Raw genomic sequence first — 18,759 nt, forward strand, 5'->3', positions numbered from 1 at the left:
AGCACATGAAAGCGATTTATTCACTGTTTCTGGTCTTTGCCCTGGTTCTGGTCGCCATGTTCGGCGCCGGAGCACTGGGTATGGAGTACCTCTTCGGAGTATTGATTCCATACCTTGCCGTGTTGGTATTTGTTGTCGGCTTTGTGCTCAGGGTAGTCGGATGGGGAAAGTCTGCAGTGCCTTTCAGGATCACCACTACCTGTGGACAGGGGAGGTCGCTCCCCTGGATCAAGCAGGACAAGCTTGAAAACCCATCCACCACTGGAGGGGTGCTGGGCAGGATGTTCTTTGAGGTGTTCCTCTTCAGGTCACTGTTCCGCAACACAAAGGTCGAACTTCATGACGGGCCCAGAGTGGCTTATTCATCAAGCAAATGGCTGTGGCTTTTCGCCATTCTTTTTCACTACACTTTTCTTGTTATCTTTCTGCGGCACATGCGCTTCTTCACAGAGCCGGTCCCCTTTCCCTTTGAAATGATGGACAGGCTGGACAGCATGCTTCAGATAGGTGCCCCAGCCCTTTATCTCTCCAGCGTGATTATTCTGGTGGCACTGGGCTATCTCCTTCTCAGGAGGCTCTTTGTTCCCAGTGTCCGCTATATATCCCAGCCCGCGGATTATTTTCCGCTTTATCTGATTATATCCGTGGTCATTTCAGGCATAATGATGCGCTACTTTGTCAAGACCGACATCATGGCGGTCAAGGAGCTGACCATGGGGCTGGTCACTTTCAGGCCTGTGGTTCCAGAGGGAATCGGTACGGTCTTTTATGTGCATCTCTTTTTGGTGTCCTCTCTTCTTATTTATTTCCCCATGAGCAAGCTCATGCACATGGGCGGAGTGTTTCTGAGTCCCACCAGAAACATGACTGCCAATTCCAGAGAGGTAAGACATGTCAACCCCTGGAACTATCCGGTCAAAGTCCATACCTATGAGGCCTATGAAGATGAATTCCGGGAAAAGATGGTTGAGGCCGGCCTGCCAGTGGTCAAGCCTCTGGATGAGACATCAGAACCAGCAGAAAACAAGGAGTAAATAAGAATGGCAATACAGAAACCGGATGTACTGTTCAAAGGCATCAGCCACAGGCCGCCGCAAAAGGACTGGATGGATGTTCCGGCTCAGATCAAGCCCGGAAGATACTGTTACGCAGGTGATCCTGAGGCCCTGGAATATGTCGGACTTCCCAATCCCCGCAAATGGAATCCACTGGATGACGACTGGAAGCTGCCGGAGAACTGGCAGGAGATCGTGATCGGCGGTCTTAAGGAGCGACTGGAAAAGTTTCGTTCCTTTAAGATCTTCATGGACGTTTGTGTACGTTGCGGAGCCTGTGCAGACAAATGTCACTTCTTTATCGGGTCTGGAGATCCCAAGAATATGCCCGTACTCAGGGCTGAGCTTTTGAGGTCCATTTATAGAGGAGAAATCACCAAGGCTGGCAAGATCCTGGGCAGGTTTGCCGGAGGGCGCAAGCTCACCGAAGAGGTGCTCAAGGAGATCTGGTATTACTATTACCAGTGTACTGAATGTCGCCGATGCTCAGTATTCTGTCCCTATGGCATTGACCAGGCCGAGATAACCATCATCGGTCGGGAGCTGCTCAATCTCCTGGGATTGAATATCGACTGGATTGCCAAGCCTGTTGCCAATTGTTACCGCACCGGCAACCATTTGGGCATTCAGCCTCATGCCTTTAAGGATATGATTGACTTTTTCTGTGATGATATTGAGGAGATATGCGGAATAAGACCTGAGCCGACTTTTAACAAGGTCGGGGCGGACATCCTTTTTGTCACGCCTTCAGGAGACGTTTTTGCTGATCCAGGCACCTACACCTGCATGGGCTATCTCATGCTCTTCCATTATTTAAAAGAAGAATACGGCCTGGATGTGACCTGGAGCACTTATGCATCAGAAGGCGGAAATTTTGGCTTTTTCACCTCTCATGAGATGATGAAGAGGCTTAATGCCAAAATGTATATGGAAGCCAAGCGCCTTGGTGTTAAATGGATTCTGGGCGGTGAGTGCGGACATATGTGGAGGGTGATCCACCAGTACATGGACACCATGAACGGCCCGGCCGACTTTCTGGATGTACCTGTTTCCCCCATTACGGGCACCAGGTTTGACAGTGCAGCTACAACCAAAATGGTCCATATTGTTGAGTTCACCGCTGACCTGATCAAAAACGGAAAGTTAAAATTTGACAAATCCAGAAATGCCGCGATTAAGGCAACCTTCCATGATTCCTGTAACACATCCAGGGGGATGGGCTTTTTTGAGGAGCCCAGGTATGTCTTAAAGAGTGTCCTGGACAATATTTATGAGATGCCAGAGGGCACTACAAAGGAACAGACATTCTGCTGCGGCGGCGGATCAGGTCTCAACGCAGGCGAGAATGATGAGATCCGTATGATGGGCGGCCTGCCCAGGGCCAACGCTGTCAAGTATGTGCACGACAAACACGGGGTTAATATGCTCAGCTGCATATGCGCCATTGACCGGGCCACCCTTACTCAGTCGGTTAATTACTGGGTCCCTGGTGTTGAGGTCTGCGGGCTGCATGAGCTTGTAGGCAACGCCCTGATTCTGCCGGGCGAGCAGGAAAGAGAGACTGATCTTCGTGGTGAAACACTGCCTGGTAAGGAGGAGGAAGAATAATGTATCATGCCAATAAGATTATACCGGGTCTGGTCATTTTTGGCCTGCTTATGACCTTTCCGTTCTGGTTCAATATAGGCAGCGCCGCGTACAGCACTCCTGAGCTGGTTTTGCCTGAGGATCATGAGTTCTGCGTGGAAAGTGTCGAGTACATGCGGGCCGAACACATGTCCATGCTCAACGAGTGGCGTGACGCCTACGTTCGGGATGGATACGGCGAATACCAGAGCATGCTGACCGGACAGATGTATCCCATGAGTCTCACCAAGACCTGCATGAACTGTCACAACAACAAAGAAGAGTTTTGTGACCGTTGCCATGCTTCTGTATCAGTAGATCCTTACTGCTGGGATTGTCACATAGAGCCACAGGGGGTTGAATAAATGAAGAGCAGCAGAAGAAAATTCATCAGGATGGCTGGTTTTGCCGCCCTTGGCTGGAGTATATGCCCTTCCCTGGCCGGGGCTGCTGTTGAGGCTGGCCCGAAATTGTATTTTAAAGGGGAGGAACAGCTCAGTGCAACTCAGTGGGCCATGGCTGTTGACACCAAGAAACTGACCAGGCAGGTCATGAACAAGTGCATTGAGGCCTGCCATACCCTGCACAATGTCCCTGAAATCGATTCCAACCAGAATATTAAGTGGCTCTGGATTGAGCCCTTTAGAAATCTATTTTACGACCAGTCCCACCCCAACCTGACGGATATGGCTAATAAGCCTTTCCTGGCCCTGTGCAACCACTGTGAGAATCCTCCCTGTGTACGGGTCTGCCCCACCAAGGCGACTTTCAAGCGTCCAGACGGAATCGTGCTCATGGACTTTCACAGGTGTATCGGCTGCAGGTTCTGTATGGCTGGATGTCCTTACGGTTCCAGGAGCTTCAACTTTTTTGATCCCCGAAGATATCTTGAACAACTTGATCCAGAGTATCCCACAAGAACCAAAGGTGTTGTAGAAAAGTGCGAGTTCTGCGCCCATCGCCTGGACAAGGGGCAGATGCCGGCTTGTGTTGAGGCATCCGAAGGAGCTCTTCTTTTCGGCGATCTTTCTGACTCTTCATCTGATGTCAGAAGGGCCCTCAGGGAGAGATACTCTCTGGTCCGAAAACCCAAGTTGGGCACCGGTCCTAACGTTTACTATCTAATATAAGGGGTGTGAGATGCTTGAAAAAGCTATAAAAGGAAATGTTCTTTACTGGGGATGGCTGTTCTTTTTGCTGGCCATTATAGGAGTAGGGGCTGGAGCTTACATGATGCAGCTCGAACAGGGCCTGGGCATCACCGGCCTTAATCGTGACGTATCCTGGGGTTTTTATATTGCCCAGTTTACCTTTCTGGTTGGAGTGGCAGCCTCAGCGGTCATGATGGTAATTCCAAAATACCTGCATAATTTCAAAGCCTTTGGCAGGATGCTCATCCTGGGTGAATTTTTGGCCATTGCAGCAGTGAGCATGTGTCTCATGTTCATCATAGCTGACCTTGGACAGCCACAGCGGCTGATGAATGTGCTGCTTCACCCCTCACCGAATTCAATCCTGTTCTGGGATATGATAGTCCTGAACGGCTATCTGTTCCTGAACCTGCTTATTGGCTGGGTCACGCTGCAGTCTGAACGGAAACAGGTGGCTCCTCCCAAGTGGATTATGCCCTTCATTTATCTGTCCATTCCATGGGCTGTGAGCATCCATACTGTTACAGCCTTTCTGTATGCAGGCCTTCCTGGTCGGGACTTCTGGCTGACCGCAGTCATGGCGCCCTCATTTCTGGCTTCAGCATTTGCTGCTGGTCCTGCTCTGCTTATCCTTCTTGGTCTGGCCGTTAAAGTGTTTGCCAAGTGGGATCCAGGCAAGGAATCCATCCAGGCTCTGGCCAAGATTGTTGTCTATGCCATGAGCGTACATCTGTTCATAGTGGCCTGTAAGGTTTTCACCGCATTTTACAGTCAGATTCCTGACAAATTGTACCATTACAAGTTCCTGTATTTAGGCCTTGATGGACATACCACCCTGGCGACCTTCAGCTGGGTAGCCATTGCTGCCGGGGTCATTGCGGTGATCATTCTGCTTAATCCCAGAAACAGGCAGGCTGAAAACGTTCTGGCCTTTTCCTGTATTCTGATTCTTTTGAGTACCTGGATTGATAAGGGACTTGGGCTGATCTCAGCTGGATTCATCCCCAACCCCATGAAGCAGGTGGTGCTTTATACCCCAACCCAGCCTGAACTGCTGATTACCCTGGCCATCTGGGCCAAGGGTTTTCTGATTCTGACCATCCTCTATAAGGTGGCGGTCGGAGTTAAGAAGGAAATCGAGGCATAAAGGCCTGGCACCGGCTTAAACCTGGCAGTCAAAGCATAATAAGGTAATGGGCCGGGTCGGATACCGGCCCATTACCATTTATTTTTTTTGTTTATGAACTGGCTTCCCTCACCCGGATAAACGATTTTTTCCTTATCCGGAGTGGGTCTGGTCACTGGGGTTAACTGTTCCTTAACAGGATCAGGACCGAGTAAGGCCTGGGCGCAGGGATTTTGATCCAGCATTCTCGGGTTATTTCTCAGGTCGACTTCTGGATTGCTCCAGGAAAATTCAATGGGTATATTGTTGGGATCAAATGAGTAGATGGACAGTATGAATCCATGATCCAGGACTTCAGATACCCAGAAATCCGAAGCACAAAGACGATCATACATGGTCCAGAGATCATCCTTTGATTCCACTTCCAGGGCCAGATGATCAAAGGCAAAGGGGCCGTGGACCGGTACGCCGTGATCCTTCTCCGGCAGTGGTTCGACCCCTTCCCATTCAAAAAAGAGAAGCATGTTCATGGGGCCTAGTTCGAAAAAATATTGTCTGTATCCGGGCTTGCCCAGGCCTGCTATGAGCCTGAGACCCACAAGGTCGCGCCAGAAGACTATGGTCCCATCCATGTTGCCGGTGGCCAGTGCCAGATGATTTATCCCTTTAAGCTGCATAGCTAACTCCTTTAAAAATATATTTGAAAAATCCAGCTTGACATTAATTTGTAATTTTGACTAATTCCAGTTTACTTTTGGTTCAATGGGGAAATTAAGTTTTTCCTAAACTAATTAATCTTGGAGGTTTTATTATGGGTTGGCAAGTAACGGTTGATACTGATAAGTGTAACGGCGACGGCGAATGTGTTGACGTATGTCCGGTTGAAGTATTCGAACTCAACGACGGCAAGGCTGATCCGGTGAACATGGAAGAGTGTCTCGGCTGTGAGTCCTGTGTTGAGGTCTGTGAGACCGAAGCTATTACAGTGATAGAAGTTTAAATCAAAAAAATCAGGGGGGCTTAGGTCCCCCTGATTCCTCTCACCACTCCATCTGCACGATTTTGTATCAAGTCTAAACCAATTCCTTTGACTCTTCAAGATTCTTCGGTGATTTGCACCTGGTTCATGGTTGTGAATCAGCGTAAAAAAGTTTATAGTTAATTCTTTTGATCCAGGTATAAAAAGCCAAGGAGGGATTTATGGATCTGGGAATAGATTTGAATATATATTTTCAAAAATACCAAGATCTTATGAGCGGAGTAGACAAGGTGTTTTTGAAAATGAAGCAGGATTTTCCCCAGGAAGTCAGGTGTGACAACGGCTGTACTGAGTGCTGCCATGCCCTTTTTGACCTGACCCTTGTTGAATCACTGTACTTGAACCACAAGTTTTCTTTGCTGGATCCGGATTTAAGGAATCAAATCCTTATTGAAGCTGACAAGGCTGATCGGAAGACGCATCAAATCAAAAAAAAGCTTTATAAGGAACATCAGCAGGGTGCAAACGAGCAGGAGATACTGAAAAAGGCTTCAATGGCAAAGGTCTGCTGCCCACTGCTTATTGAGAACAGGTGTGTCCTTTATCAGGAAAGGCCCATTACCTGCCGCCTTTACGGGATTCCCTTTGATATGGGCGGTTTTGCAGCCAGCTGTTCTCTTTCAGGTTTTGAGCCAGGAAAGCAATATCCTACAGTACATATGGATAAGATACATCAGCGGCTCATCTCTTTGAGCCGGGAAATTTCCCAGGCCTTGAATTCAAAGTACCCGCACCTGGATTCCATGCTGGTTCCAGTGTCCATGTCTCTTCTGACTGATTACTCCCGGGAATATCTGGGGGCCAGGGAGGAGGAAGCAGCTGCTGCAAAGGATTCTCCAACCAAAGAGTGGGTCATGGGACCCAAGGAGTAGGGGATGCAAGAAGATAATAACCAAAGCAACCAGAAAAAGGCCATGTACGACTCTCTTTCGCCCAGGAGAAAGAAGTTCATCGACCGTATAGGCTATGACAAGTGGGATCCCTTTCAGGAGCCCAAGAATCCCATCGATATCAGGACGGATACGACCAGAAGAACCAGCAAGCAGTTGATGCGGGACTTTTTGTATGAATGTAAGCCAGAAGAGTACAGCAATGCATATGGACGGGGCGTTCTGGAAATGTGCCTCGGGATAATTAATGGAGACGATAAGTGCAGGGCTATGTACGAGTTTTCCCTATGGTACAGGGATCTTCTGGAAAGGGAAAAAAAGGAATTCAAAACCGGTTTGTAACCATAGGAGATAAAAATGACCAGAATGACGCCTGATCAGCAGATAAAGGAGCTGGAAGAGCGATTGAAGTCTGACCCTGATTGCGGGATAACCCTTTATAATATCGGAGTTAATTACCTGGCCAAGCGTGACTTTGAAAAAGCCAAGCACTACTTTCAGGAGGCCATCAGAAAAAATTCCGATATTGCAGAGGCATATGTTCAGCTTGGCGGCCTGGCCATGAATGAAGGCGATCTTGACGGATGCTTCAGCTATAACCAGATGGCCAGCAAGGTCAGACATCGCTTTGCAGTCCCTCATGGTAATATGGGCTTTGTCCATCTCCAGAGAAATGAAGTGGACAAAGCTATAGCGTCCCTGAAAAGGGCTATTTCCTTTGATCCCAAGTTTGTCCAGGCCCACGCCACTCTGGGCAGTGCTTATCTGATGCAGGGTGATGTGGACGGGTGCATCGCCCAGAGCGACAAGGCCATTGAACTGGAGTCCACATTCGGACCTGCATACAACAATAAGGGACTGGCATTGATGGAAAAGAAAGATTATGCTGGTGCAGCAGAATGCTTTAAGAAGGCCAGAGAAACCGGCTATGAGGTTGCCCGGGAGGTCCTGGATGAGTTGGAGGCCGGACTTGGGGCCACGGAGAAATCCTGAGTAATACCATTCAGGCCTTCAGATTTGGCAGTCTCATCTCTTGGCCGATACAGGCCCTGCATTCAAGGGAAAATTGTATTGACAATGGATTTCCTTTGTGTGAAAAATCACAAGACAGATCAGGATATTTCAGGGATACAGGCGTTGTGAAGCCGTCAGCTTCATTGATCATAAATGGGGCGGCTTTTTTTATTATAAGGTTGTAACCATAATTCAAGGAGGATTTTCAATGCCTAAACGTGAAACCCCTTTGTTGGATCAGCTCGAAAGCGGTCCATGGCCGAGTTTCGTGTCTGAAATGAAGAGGCAGTCCGAGTCGAGACATGCCAAAGAGAACGAAGTTCAGTACCAGATTCCTGTGGATGTCTGTGATGATCTTCTTGGTGTTCTGGAGCTTTCATATAAAGAAGGCGAAGTTCACTGGAAGCATGGCGGGATCGTTGGAGTCTTCGGATACGGCGGCGGAGTTATCGGAAGGTACTGCGACCAGCCTCAGATGTTCCCTGGCGTTGCTCACTTTCACACTGTCCGTGTTAACCAGCCTGCAGCCAAGTACTATAAGGCTGACTTCCTGCGCCAGCTGTGCGATCTCTGGGATTTCCGCGGCAGCGGTCTGACCAACATGCACGGTTCAACCGGGGACATCGTTTTCCTGGGCACAAGGACCGAGCAGCTTGAGGAAATCTTTTTTGAGCTGACCCATAACCTGAACCAGGACCTTGGCGGCTCCGGCTCAAACCTGCGTACCCCTGAGTGCTGCCTTGGCGAGTCCAGGTGTGAGTGGGCCTGTTATGATTCTCAGGAGCTGTGCTATCAGCTGACGATGGAATACCAGGATGAGCTGCACAGGCCGGCCTTCCCCTACAAGTTCAAGTTCAAATTTGATGCCTGCCCCAACGGATGCGTAGCTTCTATTGCCCGTTCTGACCTCTCCTTTATCGGAACCTGGCGTGATGAAATCCGCATTGATCAGGAAGCAGTGGCTGCCTATGCCGGCGGGGAAATCTCCCCCAACGGTGGAGCCCATGCCGGCAAGGACTGGGGTCCTTTTGATCTGCAGAAAGAGGTCATTGATCTGTGTCCCACCGAGTGCATGTGGATGGAAGATGGCAAGCTGAAGATCAATGACAAGGAATGTACCCGCTGCATGCATTGTCTGAACGTCATGCCCAGAGCCCTGCGCATTGGTAATGACCGTGGTCTGTCCATTCTGGTCGGTGCCAAGGCCCCGATCCTGGATGGTGCTCAGATGGGCTCTCTGCTTGTTCCCTTCATCAAGGCCGAAGAGCCTTATGATGAGATCAAGGAAGTCATTGAAAACATCTGGGATTGGTGGATGGAAGAAGGCAAGAACCGTGAGCGCATTGGTGAGACCATGAAGAGAATGGGCTTCCAGAGGCTGCTCGAAGTGACCGGTATTCCGCCTATGCCCCAGCATGTGCAGGAACCCAGGACCAATCCGTATATCTTCTGGAAGGAAGAAGAAGTACCCGGCGGATGGGACCGCGACATCGCAGACTACAGATCACGTCACCAGAAATAAGGGAGGTAAGAAATGGCTTTTATATCATCAGGATACAATCCAGACAAGCCGATGGAAAACAGGATTTCCGATATCGGCCCAAGACATTATTCAGAGTTTTTGCCTCCTGTTATCAAGAATAACAAAGGCAAATGGCTCTGGCACGAAATTCTTGAGCCCGGCATTCTTATGCACAAGGCCGAGAGTGGAGAAGAAGTATACACAGTTCGCGCTGGCTCTCCCAGGCTCTTGAGCGTTGAGACCATCCGCGAAATTTGTGATATTGCAGACAAACACTGCGACGGCTACGTCCGCTTCACCACCAGGAACAATGTTGAGTTCATGGTGGACAGCAAGGACAAGATCGCTCCTTTGAAGGAAGATCTGGCCTCCCGCAAGCATCCCGGCGGAAGCTTCAAGTTTCCTGTGGGTGGAACTGGTGCTGGTGTGACCAATATTGTCCACACCCAGGGCTGGATCCACTGCCACACCCCGGCTTCTGATGCTTCCGGTACGGTCAAGGTTGTTCTGGACGATCTGTTTGAAGAATTCCAGCAGATGAGGCTTCCGGCCCAGTTGAGAATCTCCATGGCCTGCTGCCTGAACATGTGCGGTGCTGTGCATTGCTCTGATATCGCCATCCTGGGTTATCACCGCAAGCCCCCCATCATTGACCATGAGAACCTGGAAAACCTGTGTGAAATTCCTCTGGCAGTTTCATCATGTCCAACAGCGGCCATCAGGCCTTCCAAGACCACCATCAAGGATCCCAAGACCGGCGAGGACAAGACCGTTAAGACTGTTGCAATCAAAAACGAGCGCTGCATGTTCTGCGGTAACTGCTACACCATGTGTCCTGCCTTGCCCCTGACTGATGGCGAAGGTGACGGACTGGTAATTATGGCTGGAGGAAAGGTTTCCAACCGGATCTCCAATCCCAAGTTCTCCAAGGTTGTAGTAGCCTTTATTCCCAATGAAACACCCCGCTGGCCAACACTGGTCAAGGTTGTTCGCCAGATCGTTGAAGCCTATGCCAAGGGTGCCCGCAAGTACGAGCGCGTTGGTGACTGGGCTGAACGGATTGGGTGGGAGCGTTTCTTTGAGGCTTGTGACCTCGAGTTCACCCATCACCTGATTGACGATTTCCGTGATCCAGCTTACTATACCTGGAGACAGACAACCAACTTCAAGTTCTAGTTGGGGTTTTTAACCAGTACGGCGCCGCCTGGAAAGGCGGCGCCTAAAACAAAGGATGAGGTGGATATGGATCAAGAAGCTGCAAAACAGGAGATTGTTAATTTCCTGGAATCCAAGTCAAAGTCAAAAACTAAATTTTACTTCAATGATTTTACCAAGCTTTTCCCGGATATGAAGTCCAGGGAAGTCAAAAAACTCCTCACAGCACTGGTTCAAGAAGGAAAGCTTGTTTTCTGGTCCAGCGGCAGCACAACCATGTACGGCATGAAAGATGCCGGCAAGACTGAAGAAGGCTAGACTGTTTATCAGTTTTTCCATAAGATCCCTTTGTGGAACAGCAGACTGATAACTTTCTGAATTTTCCCAGGATTACCCTGGCAGGCCTCAAAGGCGGGTCAGGAAAAACAATAGTTTCACTAGCGCTTTGCAGGCTTTTCACCCAGAAAGGTCTGAAAGTTAAGCCTTTTAAGAAGGGCCCAGATTATATAGACGCCAAATGGCTATCCCTGGCAACAGGACATAATACGTCTAATCTGGACCCTTTCTTATTTCCCACCCAAAAAGTTAAATCATTGTTCTGGTCCTATGCCGGTGATTTTGACCTGGCTCTTATCGAAGGTAACAGGGGCCTGTTTGACGGTAAAGACGTCCAGGGATCTTACTCCACTGCTGAGCTGGCCAGGATTCTGGAGTGTCCTGTGGTGCTGGTCATGGACTGCACAAAGATGACCAGGACATCAGCAGCAGTGGTACTTGGTTGCCGGATGTTTGAAAAAGACCTGAATATGGCCGGAGTCATTCTCAACCGAACAGCCGGAGAAAGGCACAGAACCATTACCCGTTCCTCCATTGAAAGATATACTGACATTCCGGTCCTGGGGGCACTGCCCAAACTGGCAGCAAACCCCATACCCGAACGACACATGGGGCTGATATCTGATCAGGAACATCAAGGCCAGGAAGGTATTTTTGACCAGATATGCAGGGTCGTCTCAGAATGCGTTGACCTGGATAAGGTTTTTGAAGCTGCAAGTCAGGCCCCCCCGGTAAAAGATGATGTCCTGGAAAAAGTTCCTGAAATATCTTCGCCCAGGCCAGGACCAACCATCGGAGTGGTCAGAGATAAAGCCTTGTGGTTCTACTATCAGGAAAACCTGGATGATCTGGAAAGACATGGGGCAAAACTGGTAGATTTGAGCCTGCTGTGCAAAGGTTCCTGGCCTGAAATTCACGGTCTTTACCTGGGCGGTGGATTTCCGGAAACCATGGCCCAGGCATTGGACGAAAACAATCCGGTAAGAAGCAGGTTAAAAATCCTGGCCCAGGAAGGATTGCCAATTTATGCCGAATGCGGCGGCTTTATGTATCTGGCTGAAAGCCTGGAGTATGAAAACCGGTGCTTTTCCATGAGCGGTATCCTCCCGCTTCGGACCAAACTCTTTCCCAGGCCCCAGGGACACGGATATGTCCAGGCCATTGTGGTCAGACAGAATCCATTTTTTCCGGTGGGGACCAGGATAACCGGGCACGAGTTTCACTATTCCAGGTGCATTCCTGTTCCAGAGGGTCTGGATTTCTGCTTTCAACTTCAAAGGGGAGTGGGCATTGACAAAGGACTTGACGGGCTTGTCTATAGAAATGTCCTTGCCGGCTACACCCATATCCACTCGTTCGGAGCTAGGGGATGGGCGAGTAATTTTGTCCGGGCTGCAAGGATATACCTGGACTTTAAAAAGAATGGCCAGGGAACATGTCCGGACATTGTCTGCTGTTAAGACTTAACTGAACCCCTACCGGATTCGGTCAGAATCAAATAAAAACCTACCTGCGAGAGTTGCATCCCAGAAAAGGACAGAACTCAAGAGCCCTGTCTGTCAGGGTGTTGTCCTGATTGTAAAGGACAAGGGGAGGTAATATCTTAAGGCCTGCTCCCCCATCCTTGATGGCTTCCACCAGAACCAGTGATGCCCTTTTTTTTATTGTACCGTAAACCGGGATCATCCTTTTGGGTATAAGTCTTTTTTGTCCCATGGAGCTGAGGAGCATGTCCAGCTGCTCTCCAGCAAAGACCACTCCCAGCCGGGATTTTCTTTTCAGAAGATAACCGGCTGCCTCAAAAAATAACCCCAGCTCATTGGCAGTGCAAAAAGAAGCGGCTTTTCTGGACTCATCTGCCGGCATTCTGCCTGACCCTGGATCTCTGTAGGGGGGATTCAGCAAAACCAGATCAAAGCTTTCAGGATACAGATCACTTTTTACAACCTCGGAAACATCCTTCTCCAGAGCACTGCAGCAATCATCCAGTCCTAATCGGGCGATGTTTATCCGGGCATGCCTGATCATTTCCGGGCTTTTATCCAGTCCCAATACCTGGATTTTCTTGCCCGGGTTGGCAAGAATCAGGCCTAGACCGATGACTGCACAGCCACAGCCCAGGTCAGCTACTTTGCTTGAATTTCCTGGAGTTATGAATGTGGATAAAAGCAAGGAGTCAGTTGAGAAGCGAAATCCTTGCTCAGGCTGGGACAGTCCGCGCGGGAACAAAAACTGAGGATGGGCGGGCTGGCTGTTGAGCATTTCTTGCCTCTACCAGAGGTGGAAAAGAACCCCGGTGGGCAGTTTGGGGAAAAAGTAAGTGGATTTTCGGGGCATGACCTGGCCGGTTTCACAGACTTGCCCCAGGATATCCATAGGCACGGGCTTAAGTAGAAAGGCAGCCTGGGCCTGTCCTGAATTGACCAGTTCAATGCATTGATTCTGGTCATGGGTGTAGCTGAGGAATTCTCCGGAGGACAGGTCCTTATCACTCAACCTCATGGCCTGGCGTAAGAAAAGTTTATCCAGGACATGTGCACCGATCCGGGAGAAGATATCGGCTGACTCTTCAAGCGGGGTGAAAAGAGTAAATTTCCGGTTTTCATAAAGGACAAAAGCCTCTGGACGGGTCAGGGCGGACAATGATTCAGGCCCGGAAACAGGAGAGGTAGTAAAAATACTTTTGGCCTGGTTTTTGATTTTTTCCCATTCAAAGGACCTATTTCGGGAAACAATCCGGTGGTAGGGGAATATTTCCAATCCTGGAGAAGAAATATTGCTTAAATAAATGAAAACATGGTTCCAGGGAGCATTGGCTTCCCGGCCCATGGACTGCTGATAATTCAGGGCAGTTTCATACCGGTGGTGTCCGTCAGCTATGAAAACCTTCTTACTCAACACCAGGTTTTGGATAGACTGGTTGTGTTGGTCTGGTACTCTCCACAGCCTGTTTTTTACTCCATGCTCCTGGTTAAAGGTTATCATGGGCTCCTGGTTCAGGCAGGCCTGTCCTATATCCTCCAGAACCAGGGCAGGATCATCATAAACAGCAAAGATGGGACTCAGCTGAGCCTGGGTGGTCTTCATCAGATTCAGGCGGTCATCTTTAGCTTTAGAGTAGGTCTGTTCATGAGGAAAGACCACCCGGTCTTCAAAAGGGTGCAGTCTGAGACCGCCAAAAACACCCCATCTGGTCCTGGATGAATTGCCGGCCTGATAATCAGTGGCCATGACATAAAAGGATTCATGCTGGTCAGGGATCAAAATTTTGTTTTTGACCCAGTCGGTCAAGGTGTGGGCAGCAGCCTGGTAAGAGGAAGGGGAATCCACGTGGACCACATTAAATGGTTCACCAGCCAGCTTGTTCTTATCATCAGGCGACAGCACGTCATAAGGAGGAGATATCACCTGGTCAGGCTTGATTCGGGAATGGGACCAGTTGTATCGAAAAAAGTTCAGTGGCTTGAATTCAGGCATTTTTTTACACTTATGATGTTTAAGGGTTTCTTTTTACAGGCAGCAGCCTTGAGATGATCAAAGCCTGGGGAAGCTTCAGGGCCATGGCCAGGGCAAAGTAAAATGCCCCCCAAGCCGGGATCAGGGCGATGGCCATCCAGGGGGTTACTGATAAATACTTTGTTCCAAAAAGTAAAACAGAACTTGCTGCAGCCATTTTCCAGAGATCAGAACTGCCAGTCAGCCATTGTCCGGTTTTTCTTTTCAAGGCCAGCCCCAGCAGGATTACGTTGACCCATGAAGAAATGCTGGCTGCCAGGGCCAGTCCGAAATGGTCAAGCTTCTGCATCAGGAGGATTCCCAGGCCGATATTAACTATCAGACTCAGGACGGCGATTTTGACCGGGGTTCTGGTGTCTTCCAGAGCGTAAAATGCTGAAACCAGCGGGCGTACGCAGGAAAAGGCCGGCAGGCCAGCAGCATACCCCACCAGGGCCAGGGATGTAGCATGAACCGCCTGCACAGTGAATTCACCTCTGCCGAAAATCACATCAATAAGCGGGTGGCTCAAGCCGATGAGGCCGGCTGTAGAAGGCAGGGCAATAAAAAGGGTTAGGCCCAGAGAGGTATTAAGTGTTCTTTTGAATCCTTCCATGTCTCCTTTTCCGGCCAAAACGGACAAAGAGGGCAGGGCAACCGTGCTGATGGCTACTGCAAAAACCCCCAGAGGAAACTGGACCAGACGGTCGGCATAGTAGAGATAGGATATGGACCCGGCAGCCAAAAATGATGCCAGGACCGTGCCGATGAGGATGTTTAACTGATAAACAGCCGCTCCAAGGACTGTAGGGAGCATCAACTTGCCTATCCTGAGTACCCCGGGGTGTTTCAGAGAATAGTCCCCTTTCCAGGAAAAGTTGATGTTCCGTAAAAAGGGGTACTGAAAGTACCATTGGACAATTCCGGAAACAAAAACGCCGATGGACAGGTAAAGGGCTACGTTTCCACCGCTCAGGTAGGCAGCCAGGGCAAATCCGATGAGGGTCAGGTTCATCAGGGCCGGGGCTGCAGCAGGGGCAAAGAAGTGGTTCATGGAATTTAAGATTCCCATGCATAAAGCCACTGAGGAGATGAACAGTATGTATGGGAAGCAGATTCTTACCAGGGTGACGGTTAGGTCAAAAATTTCCGGACTGCTTTTAAATCCAGGGGCAATAATGCCGGTGATGGGGCCTGCAAAAACAAGGGCTGCCAGGGTGATCAGTCCGACAATCATCAGAAGCCAGATTTGAACGGACCTGGCAAGGGCATAAGCTTCTTCTGTACCCTGGGAATGTTTGATCTTGGTGAAGACCGGCACAAAGGCCATGGTCAGGGAACCTTCTGCAAAAAGACGCCTCAGCAGGTTGGGAAGCCGAAAAGCTACAAAAAAAGCGTCAGCAATGGGTCCGGCTCCCAGGGCAAAGGCAATGATCAGGTCCCGGGCAAATCCCAGGATCCTGCTCAGAAAAGTAGCACCGCCCACAACAAAGGCGTTGCGGGCCATGGCCCTTGATGATGTATGGCTGGACTGGTCGGAGTTCAATTAACTTTCCGGTTGAGGATTGATCTGGGGTTATGGATCCGCTGCAAGTCTTTGGTAATCTGCCAGGCATAAACTAACCGGGTGTTCAAGCAGGATCAAGTCCATAATATTTAAGGACCCTGCCCAAGATTACAGGCTGTTGTCTGTAGCCGCCTGTCGGCCTCTTTGTTCGTTGACAAAGAAGTTTGCAGTCAGAGCCAGGCCGAAAAAGAGCAGACAGAGAAGCACGGCTGACTGAAGTCCGACCAAGGTTTGAAGTATGCCCAGGCCCAGGATGCCGAAGATGGCGGCCAGCTTGGTGGCCATGCCCCAGAATCCAAAAAATTCAGCTCCTCTGTTTTGAGGGGTGAACATGCCGACCATGGTTCTGGCACAGGACTGGACCGACCCCAACCCGGTTCCGGCCAGACAGCCCACCAGAAGAAAGGTGTGCTGGGGTTCAAGTTCAAGCCCGAGCATTTTGTTGACTTCAGAAGTAATTATCGGGGTGAAATAAATCATGACGATGGATACGATCCACAACCCCAAGGTGATGTTAAAGGTAGTTTTGGCCCCGATTCTGTCCTGCAGGAAACCGAACAGCAGGGCACCAAAGGCAGCGGTAAGCTGGGTCAGGACAAACATGAGCATCTGAAACCTGGGTTCCCATCCGATGATCTGGTCGCCGTAAATAAAGGTGAAGCTGATAATGATATACAGTCCGGCCATGGCAAAGAACAGGGAAACCAGGAAGACTGCCAGATCCCTGTAGGCCGGAAGATCACTGATGGTTGAACGGATGCGCTGATATCCGGATCTTATGTATGCAATCGGTTTGTTCAGTTTTTGAGCGGTCCTTCTTTCCTTGAGCCATAAAAAAGTTGGCACCGCGCCCAGCATGAAAAATATGGCGGCCAGCGGACCTGTCAGGCGTAAATTGTCAAAATTACTTTCAGTAATCCCTCCCAGTCCCAGAAGAACTATGCCGGTAGAAAACAGGCCACCGACATAGCCCAGGGCCCAGCCAAAACCGGATATCTTGCCCAGGGATTCCGGAGGTCCCAGCTCCGGCAGAAACCCGGCAATGAATGGTTCACCCATGGAGTAGGCAAAATTGGAGATGATGATCAGGGCCATGCCAAGAACGATCATCCCGGGCATGATGAAATAGAGGCAGGCTGTGGAGATGATCGTGAGCACATAACTGGCAAAGAGGAATTTTTTCTTGGCCCCGGCATGGTCCATGATGGCCCCGCAGACCGGAGCCAGGAAAACCACCAGGGCGTAGCTCAAGCATAAAGACAGGCTCCAGAGCAGATTGCCCAGCCTGAAATCCGGCCCGTCTCCAACAATGACCCTGGTAAAGACCACCCCGAAAATTACAGTAATAATCAGGGTAGTGTAAGCCTGATTGGCAAAGTCGAACATGGCCCATCCGAAAATTTCTTTACGGGAGGCCTTGTGATGGGTTGCCAGTTGTTTTTGAACGGATTGACTATTCAAGGGAAAGAATCCAGGATAAATATTTAAGACCATATGAATAAATCTACGTTAAACCGGGAATTTGTACAAATTGTTTTCCGACCTGCCCCCTGTTTTTTTGTTGGTTCCCAGACGTTGCATGTGGATATTTAAAAAGTGAGCAGCGGTTACACATTTGATGTTGATGATCTTTTTCTGAAGCCATGAACAGCTGGTTGTGGCAAAAGTATAATAACCACTTAATAAGTTCCATTTTTGTGCTTGCACATTATTGAAAAAACAATTTGAATAGTAATTCAAAAAAAATATATGCTGCAGGATTTGGCCAGCATTACAGGACCAGAAATCAAATGAAGTCTAGTCTTTTTGAAGAAAACCGAACAGTATTGATTGTTGATGATCAGCCTGCCAATATCCATGCTTTAGCCAACATTGTGAAAGCTGAGTATAGTGTCAAAGTTGCTACAAGGGGCGAAAGTGCCCTGGAGATCGTCAGTACAGATGATGAGATAGATCTGATCCTCTTGGACATTGAGATGCCTGGAATGGACGGGTATGAAGTCTGCCGGAGACTCAAGGCCAATGAACAGACCAATAATATTCCTGTTGTGTTTGTAACTGCAAGAGACTCGGCAGAAGATGAAGAGTTGGGGTTCAGCCTCGGTGCGGTTGACTATATTTCCAAGCCTTTCAACCCAATGATTGTCAGGGCCAGACTAAGAAACCACATGAATCTGAAGATAAAAACTGACACTTTGGAGAGGCTTTCTATGCGTGATGGTCTGACTGATATTCCTAATCGTCGTTCATTTGATGAACAACTTGAAAAGGAATGGGCACGTTCTCAGAGAAACGCTCTGCCCCTGTCTCTTGTAATGTTGGATATTGATCACTTCAAGGCCTATAATGACAACTATGGTCATGGGGCAGGTGACGAGTGCCTGCGGAGGGTAGCAAGAGTGTTGTCACAGTCCCTGGCACGCCCCATGGATATGCTGGCTCGATATGGAGGAGAAGAATTTGTTGTTTTGCTGCCTGAGACTGACCCTCAAGGAGCTGTCCATGTTGCAGAACATTTGAGACAGGCTATTTTTGAGACAGCCATCGTGCACGAGTATTCCAGCATCGCTCCGGTGGTGACCATTAGTCTTGGAGCGGCCACTCACTCCAGTGAGTCGGCAATGAATAATCCAGAACATCTTAAGCTGACAGCTGATAAGGCACTGTACAAGGCCAAAAAAAGCGGCCGCAATCAGGTTCATTCTGGAATATGATCTAATACGTCAGTATTCTTGAGTTATAATCAGTAAGGTGCTGCTGCATAACCAGCCGCCGCAGTTTTT

At 49.3% G+C, this 18,759-nt stretch carries 19 protein-coding genes; 14 read left to right on the plus strand and 5 right to left on the minus strand.

Annotated features, from left to right (window positions below):
- Window positions 1–5 precede the first annotated feature (5 nt).
- From dsrM to dsrP, 5 genes are read left to right on the plus strand one after another with little or no spacing between them, the layout of a single operon-like run.
- Window positions 6–1,034: a sulfate reduction electron transfer complex DsrMKJOP subunit DsrM gene (dsrM, locus tag P771_RS0110365; RefSeq protein WP_028575093.1), complete on the plus strand. Its 1,029-nt coding sequence runs from the start codon at window positions 6–8 to the stop codon at window positions 1,032–1,034.
- Between the two features lie 6 nt (window positions 1,035–1,040).
- A complete protein-coding gene (dsrK, locus tag P771_RS0110370; protein WP_028575094.1) occupies window positions 1,041–2,663 on the plus strand; it encodes a sulfate reduction electron transfer complex DsrMKJOP subunit DsrK in 1,623 nt (540 codons plus the stop codon).
- The gene (gene dsrJ / locus P771_RS0110375) at window positions 2,663–3,046 is read left to right on the plus strand and encodes a sulfate reduction electron transfer complex DsrMKJOP subunit DsrJ (RefSeq protein ID WP_028575095.1); all 384 of its coding nucleotides are present in this window, start codon (window positions 2,663–2,665) and stop codon (window positions 3,044–3,046) included. Before dsrK ends, dsrJ begins: the two co-directional genes overlap by 1 nt.
- Window positions 3,047–3,811 carry a sulfate reduction electron transfer complex DsrMKJOP subunit DsrO gene (gene dsrO / locus P771_RS0110380; protein WP_028575096.1) on the plus strand — a complete coding sequence of 255 codons (765 nt, stop codon included), beginning with the start codon at window positions 3,047–3,049 and terminating at the stop codon, window positions 3,809–3,811.
- Window positions 3,812–3,821: 10 nt separating this feature from the next.
- Window positions 3,822–4,979, plus strand: a complete 1,158-nt coding sequence (gene dsrP / locus P771_RS0110385) for a sulfate reduction electron transfer complex DsrMKJOP subunit DsrP (protein ID WP_028575097.1) — start codon at window positions 3,822–3,824, stop codon at window positions 4,977–4,979.
- 71 nt (window positions 4,980–5,050) lie between these two features.
- On the opposite strand, the gene P771_RS0110390 is transcribed toward dsrP, so the two are convergent.
- Window positions 5,051–5,635: a VOC family protein gene (locus P771_RS0110390; RefSeq protein WP_028575098.1), complete on the minus strand. Its 585-nt coding sequence runs from the start codon at window positions 5,633–5,635 to the stop codon at window positions 5,051–5,053.
- Between the two features lie 134 nt (window positions 5,636–5,769).
- On the opposite strand from P771_RS0110390, the gene P771_RS0110395 reads away from it, so the two are divergent.
- The 8 genes from P771_RS0110395 (at window position 5,770) to P771_RS0110435 (ending at window position 12,374) form a co-directional block, all read left to right on the plus strand.
- Window positions 5,770–5,958 (plus strand): ferredoxin, encoded by a 189-nt coding sequence (locus P771_RS0110395; RefSeq protein WP_028575099.1) that lies wholly within the window; start codon window positions 5,770–5,772, stop codon window positions 5,956–5,958.
- A 200-nt stretch (window positions 5,959–6,158) separates the two neighbouring features.
- Window positions 6,159–6,869 (plus strand): YkgJ family cysteine cluster protein, encoded by a 711-nt coding sequence (locus P771_RS0110400; protein ID WP_028575100.1) that lies wholly within the window; start codon window positions 6,159–6,161, stop codon window positions 6,867–6,869.
- A gap of 3 nt (window positions 6,870–6,872) precedes the next feature.
- Window positions 6,873–7,229, plus strand: a complete 357-nt coding sequence (locus P771_RS0110405; protein WP_028575101.1) for a hypothetical protein — start codon at window positions 6,873–6,875, stop codon at window positions 7,227–7,229.
- A gap of 15 nt (window positions 7,230–7,244) precedes the next feature.
- Window positions 7,245–7,880: a tetratricopeptide repeat protein gene (locus tag P771_RS0110410; protein ID WP_028575102.1), complete on the plus strand. Its 636-nt coding sequence runs from the start codon at window positions 7,245–7,247 to the stop codon at window positions 7,878–7,880.
- Between the two features lie 229 nt (window positions 7,881–8,109).
- Entirely contained in the window at window positions 8,110–9,423 is a 1,314-nt protein-coding gene (gene dsrA / locus P771_RS0110420; RefSeq protein WP_028575104.1) for a dissimilatory-type sulfite reductase subunit alpha, read from the plus strand.
- Window positions 9,424–9,435: 12 nt separating this feature from the next.
- Window positions 9,436–10,599, plus strand: a complete 1,164-nt coding sequence (dsrB, locus tag P771_RS0110425) for a dissimilatory-type sulfite reductase subunit beta (RefSeq protein ID WP_028575105.1) — start codon at window positions 9,436–9,438, stop codon at window positions 10,597–10,599.
- 66 nt (window positions 10,600–10,665) lie between these two features.
- On the plus strand, window positions 10,666–10,896 hold the full coding sequence (locus P771_RS0110430; RefSeq protein ID WP_208595963.1) for a dissimilatory sulfite reductase D family protein: 231 nt from the start codon (window positions 10,666–10,668) through the stop codon (window positions 10,894–10,896).
- A gap of 32 nt (window positions 10,897–10,928) precedes the next feature.
- Window positions 10,929–12,374, plus strand: a complete 1,446-nt coding sequence (locus tag P771_RS0110435; RefSeq protein ID WP_035244291.1) for a cobyrinic acid a,c-diamide synthase CobB — start codon at window positions 10,929–10,931, stop codon at window positions 12,372–12,374.
- A gap of 46 nt (window positions 12,375–12,420) precedes the next feature.
- On the opposite strand, the gene P771_RS17240 is transcribed toward P771_RS0110435, so the two are convergent.
- The 4 genes from P771_RS17240 to P771_RS0110455 form a co-directional block, all read right to left on the minus strand.
- Window positions 12,421–13,176, minus strand: coding sequence for a tRNA1(Val) (adenine(37)-N6)-methyltransferase (locus P771_RS17240; RefSeq protein ID WP_051617260.1), 756 nt, complete (start codon window positions 13,174–13,176; stop codon window positions 12,421–12,423).
- 9 nt (window positions 13,177–13,185) lie between these two features.
- The gene (locus P771_RS0110445) at window positions 13,186–14,391 is read right to left on the minus strand and encodes a DUF1015 domain-containing protein (RefSeq protein WP_028575108.1); all 1,206 of its coding nucleotides are present in this window, start codon (window positions 14,389–14,391) and stop codon (window positions 13,186–13,188) included.
- 19 nt (window positions 14,392–14,410) lie between these two features.
- Entirely contained in the window at window positions 14,411–15,955 is a 1,545-nt protein-coding gene (gene murJ, locus P771_RS17245) for a murein biosynthesis integral membrane protein MurJ (RefSeq protein WP_337833574.1), read from the minus strand.
- A gap of 129 nt (window positions 15,956–16,084) precedes the next feature.
- A complete protein-coding gene (locus P771_RS0110455; protein WP_208595964.1) occupies window positions 16,085–17,437 on the minus strand; it encodes an MFS transporter in 1,353 nt (450 codons plus the stop codon).
- A 329-nt stretch (window positions 17,438–17,766) separates the two neighbouring features.
- Here P771_RS0110455 and P771_RS0110460 point away from each other — a divergent pair, with 329 nt between their 5' ends.
- Complete coding sequence (locus P771_RS0110460; protein WP_028575110.1) at window positions 17,767–18,690, plus strand: diguanylate cyclase; 924 nt, start codon at window positions 17,767–17,769, stop codon at window positions 18,688–18,690.
- Window positions 18,691–18,759: the final 69 nt, after the last annotated feature.

Source organism: Desulfonatronovibrio hydrogenovorans DSM 9292, from assembly GCF_000686525.1.
GTDB lineage: Bacteria > Desulfobacterota > Desulfovibrionia > Desulfovibrionales > Desulfonatronovibrionaceae > Desulfonatronovibrio > Desulfonatronovibrio hydrogenovorans.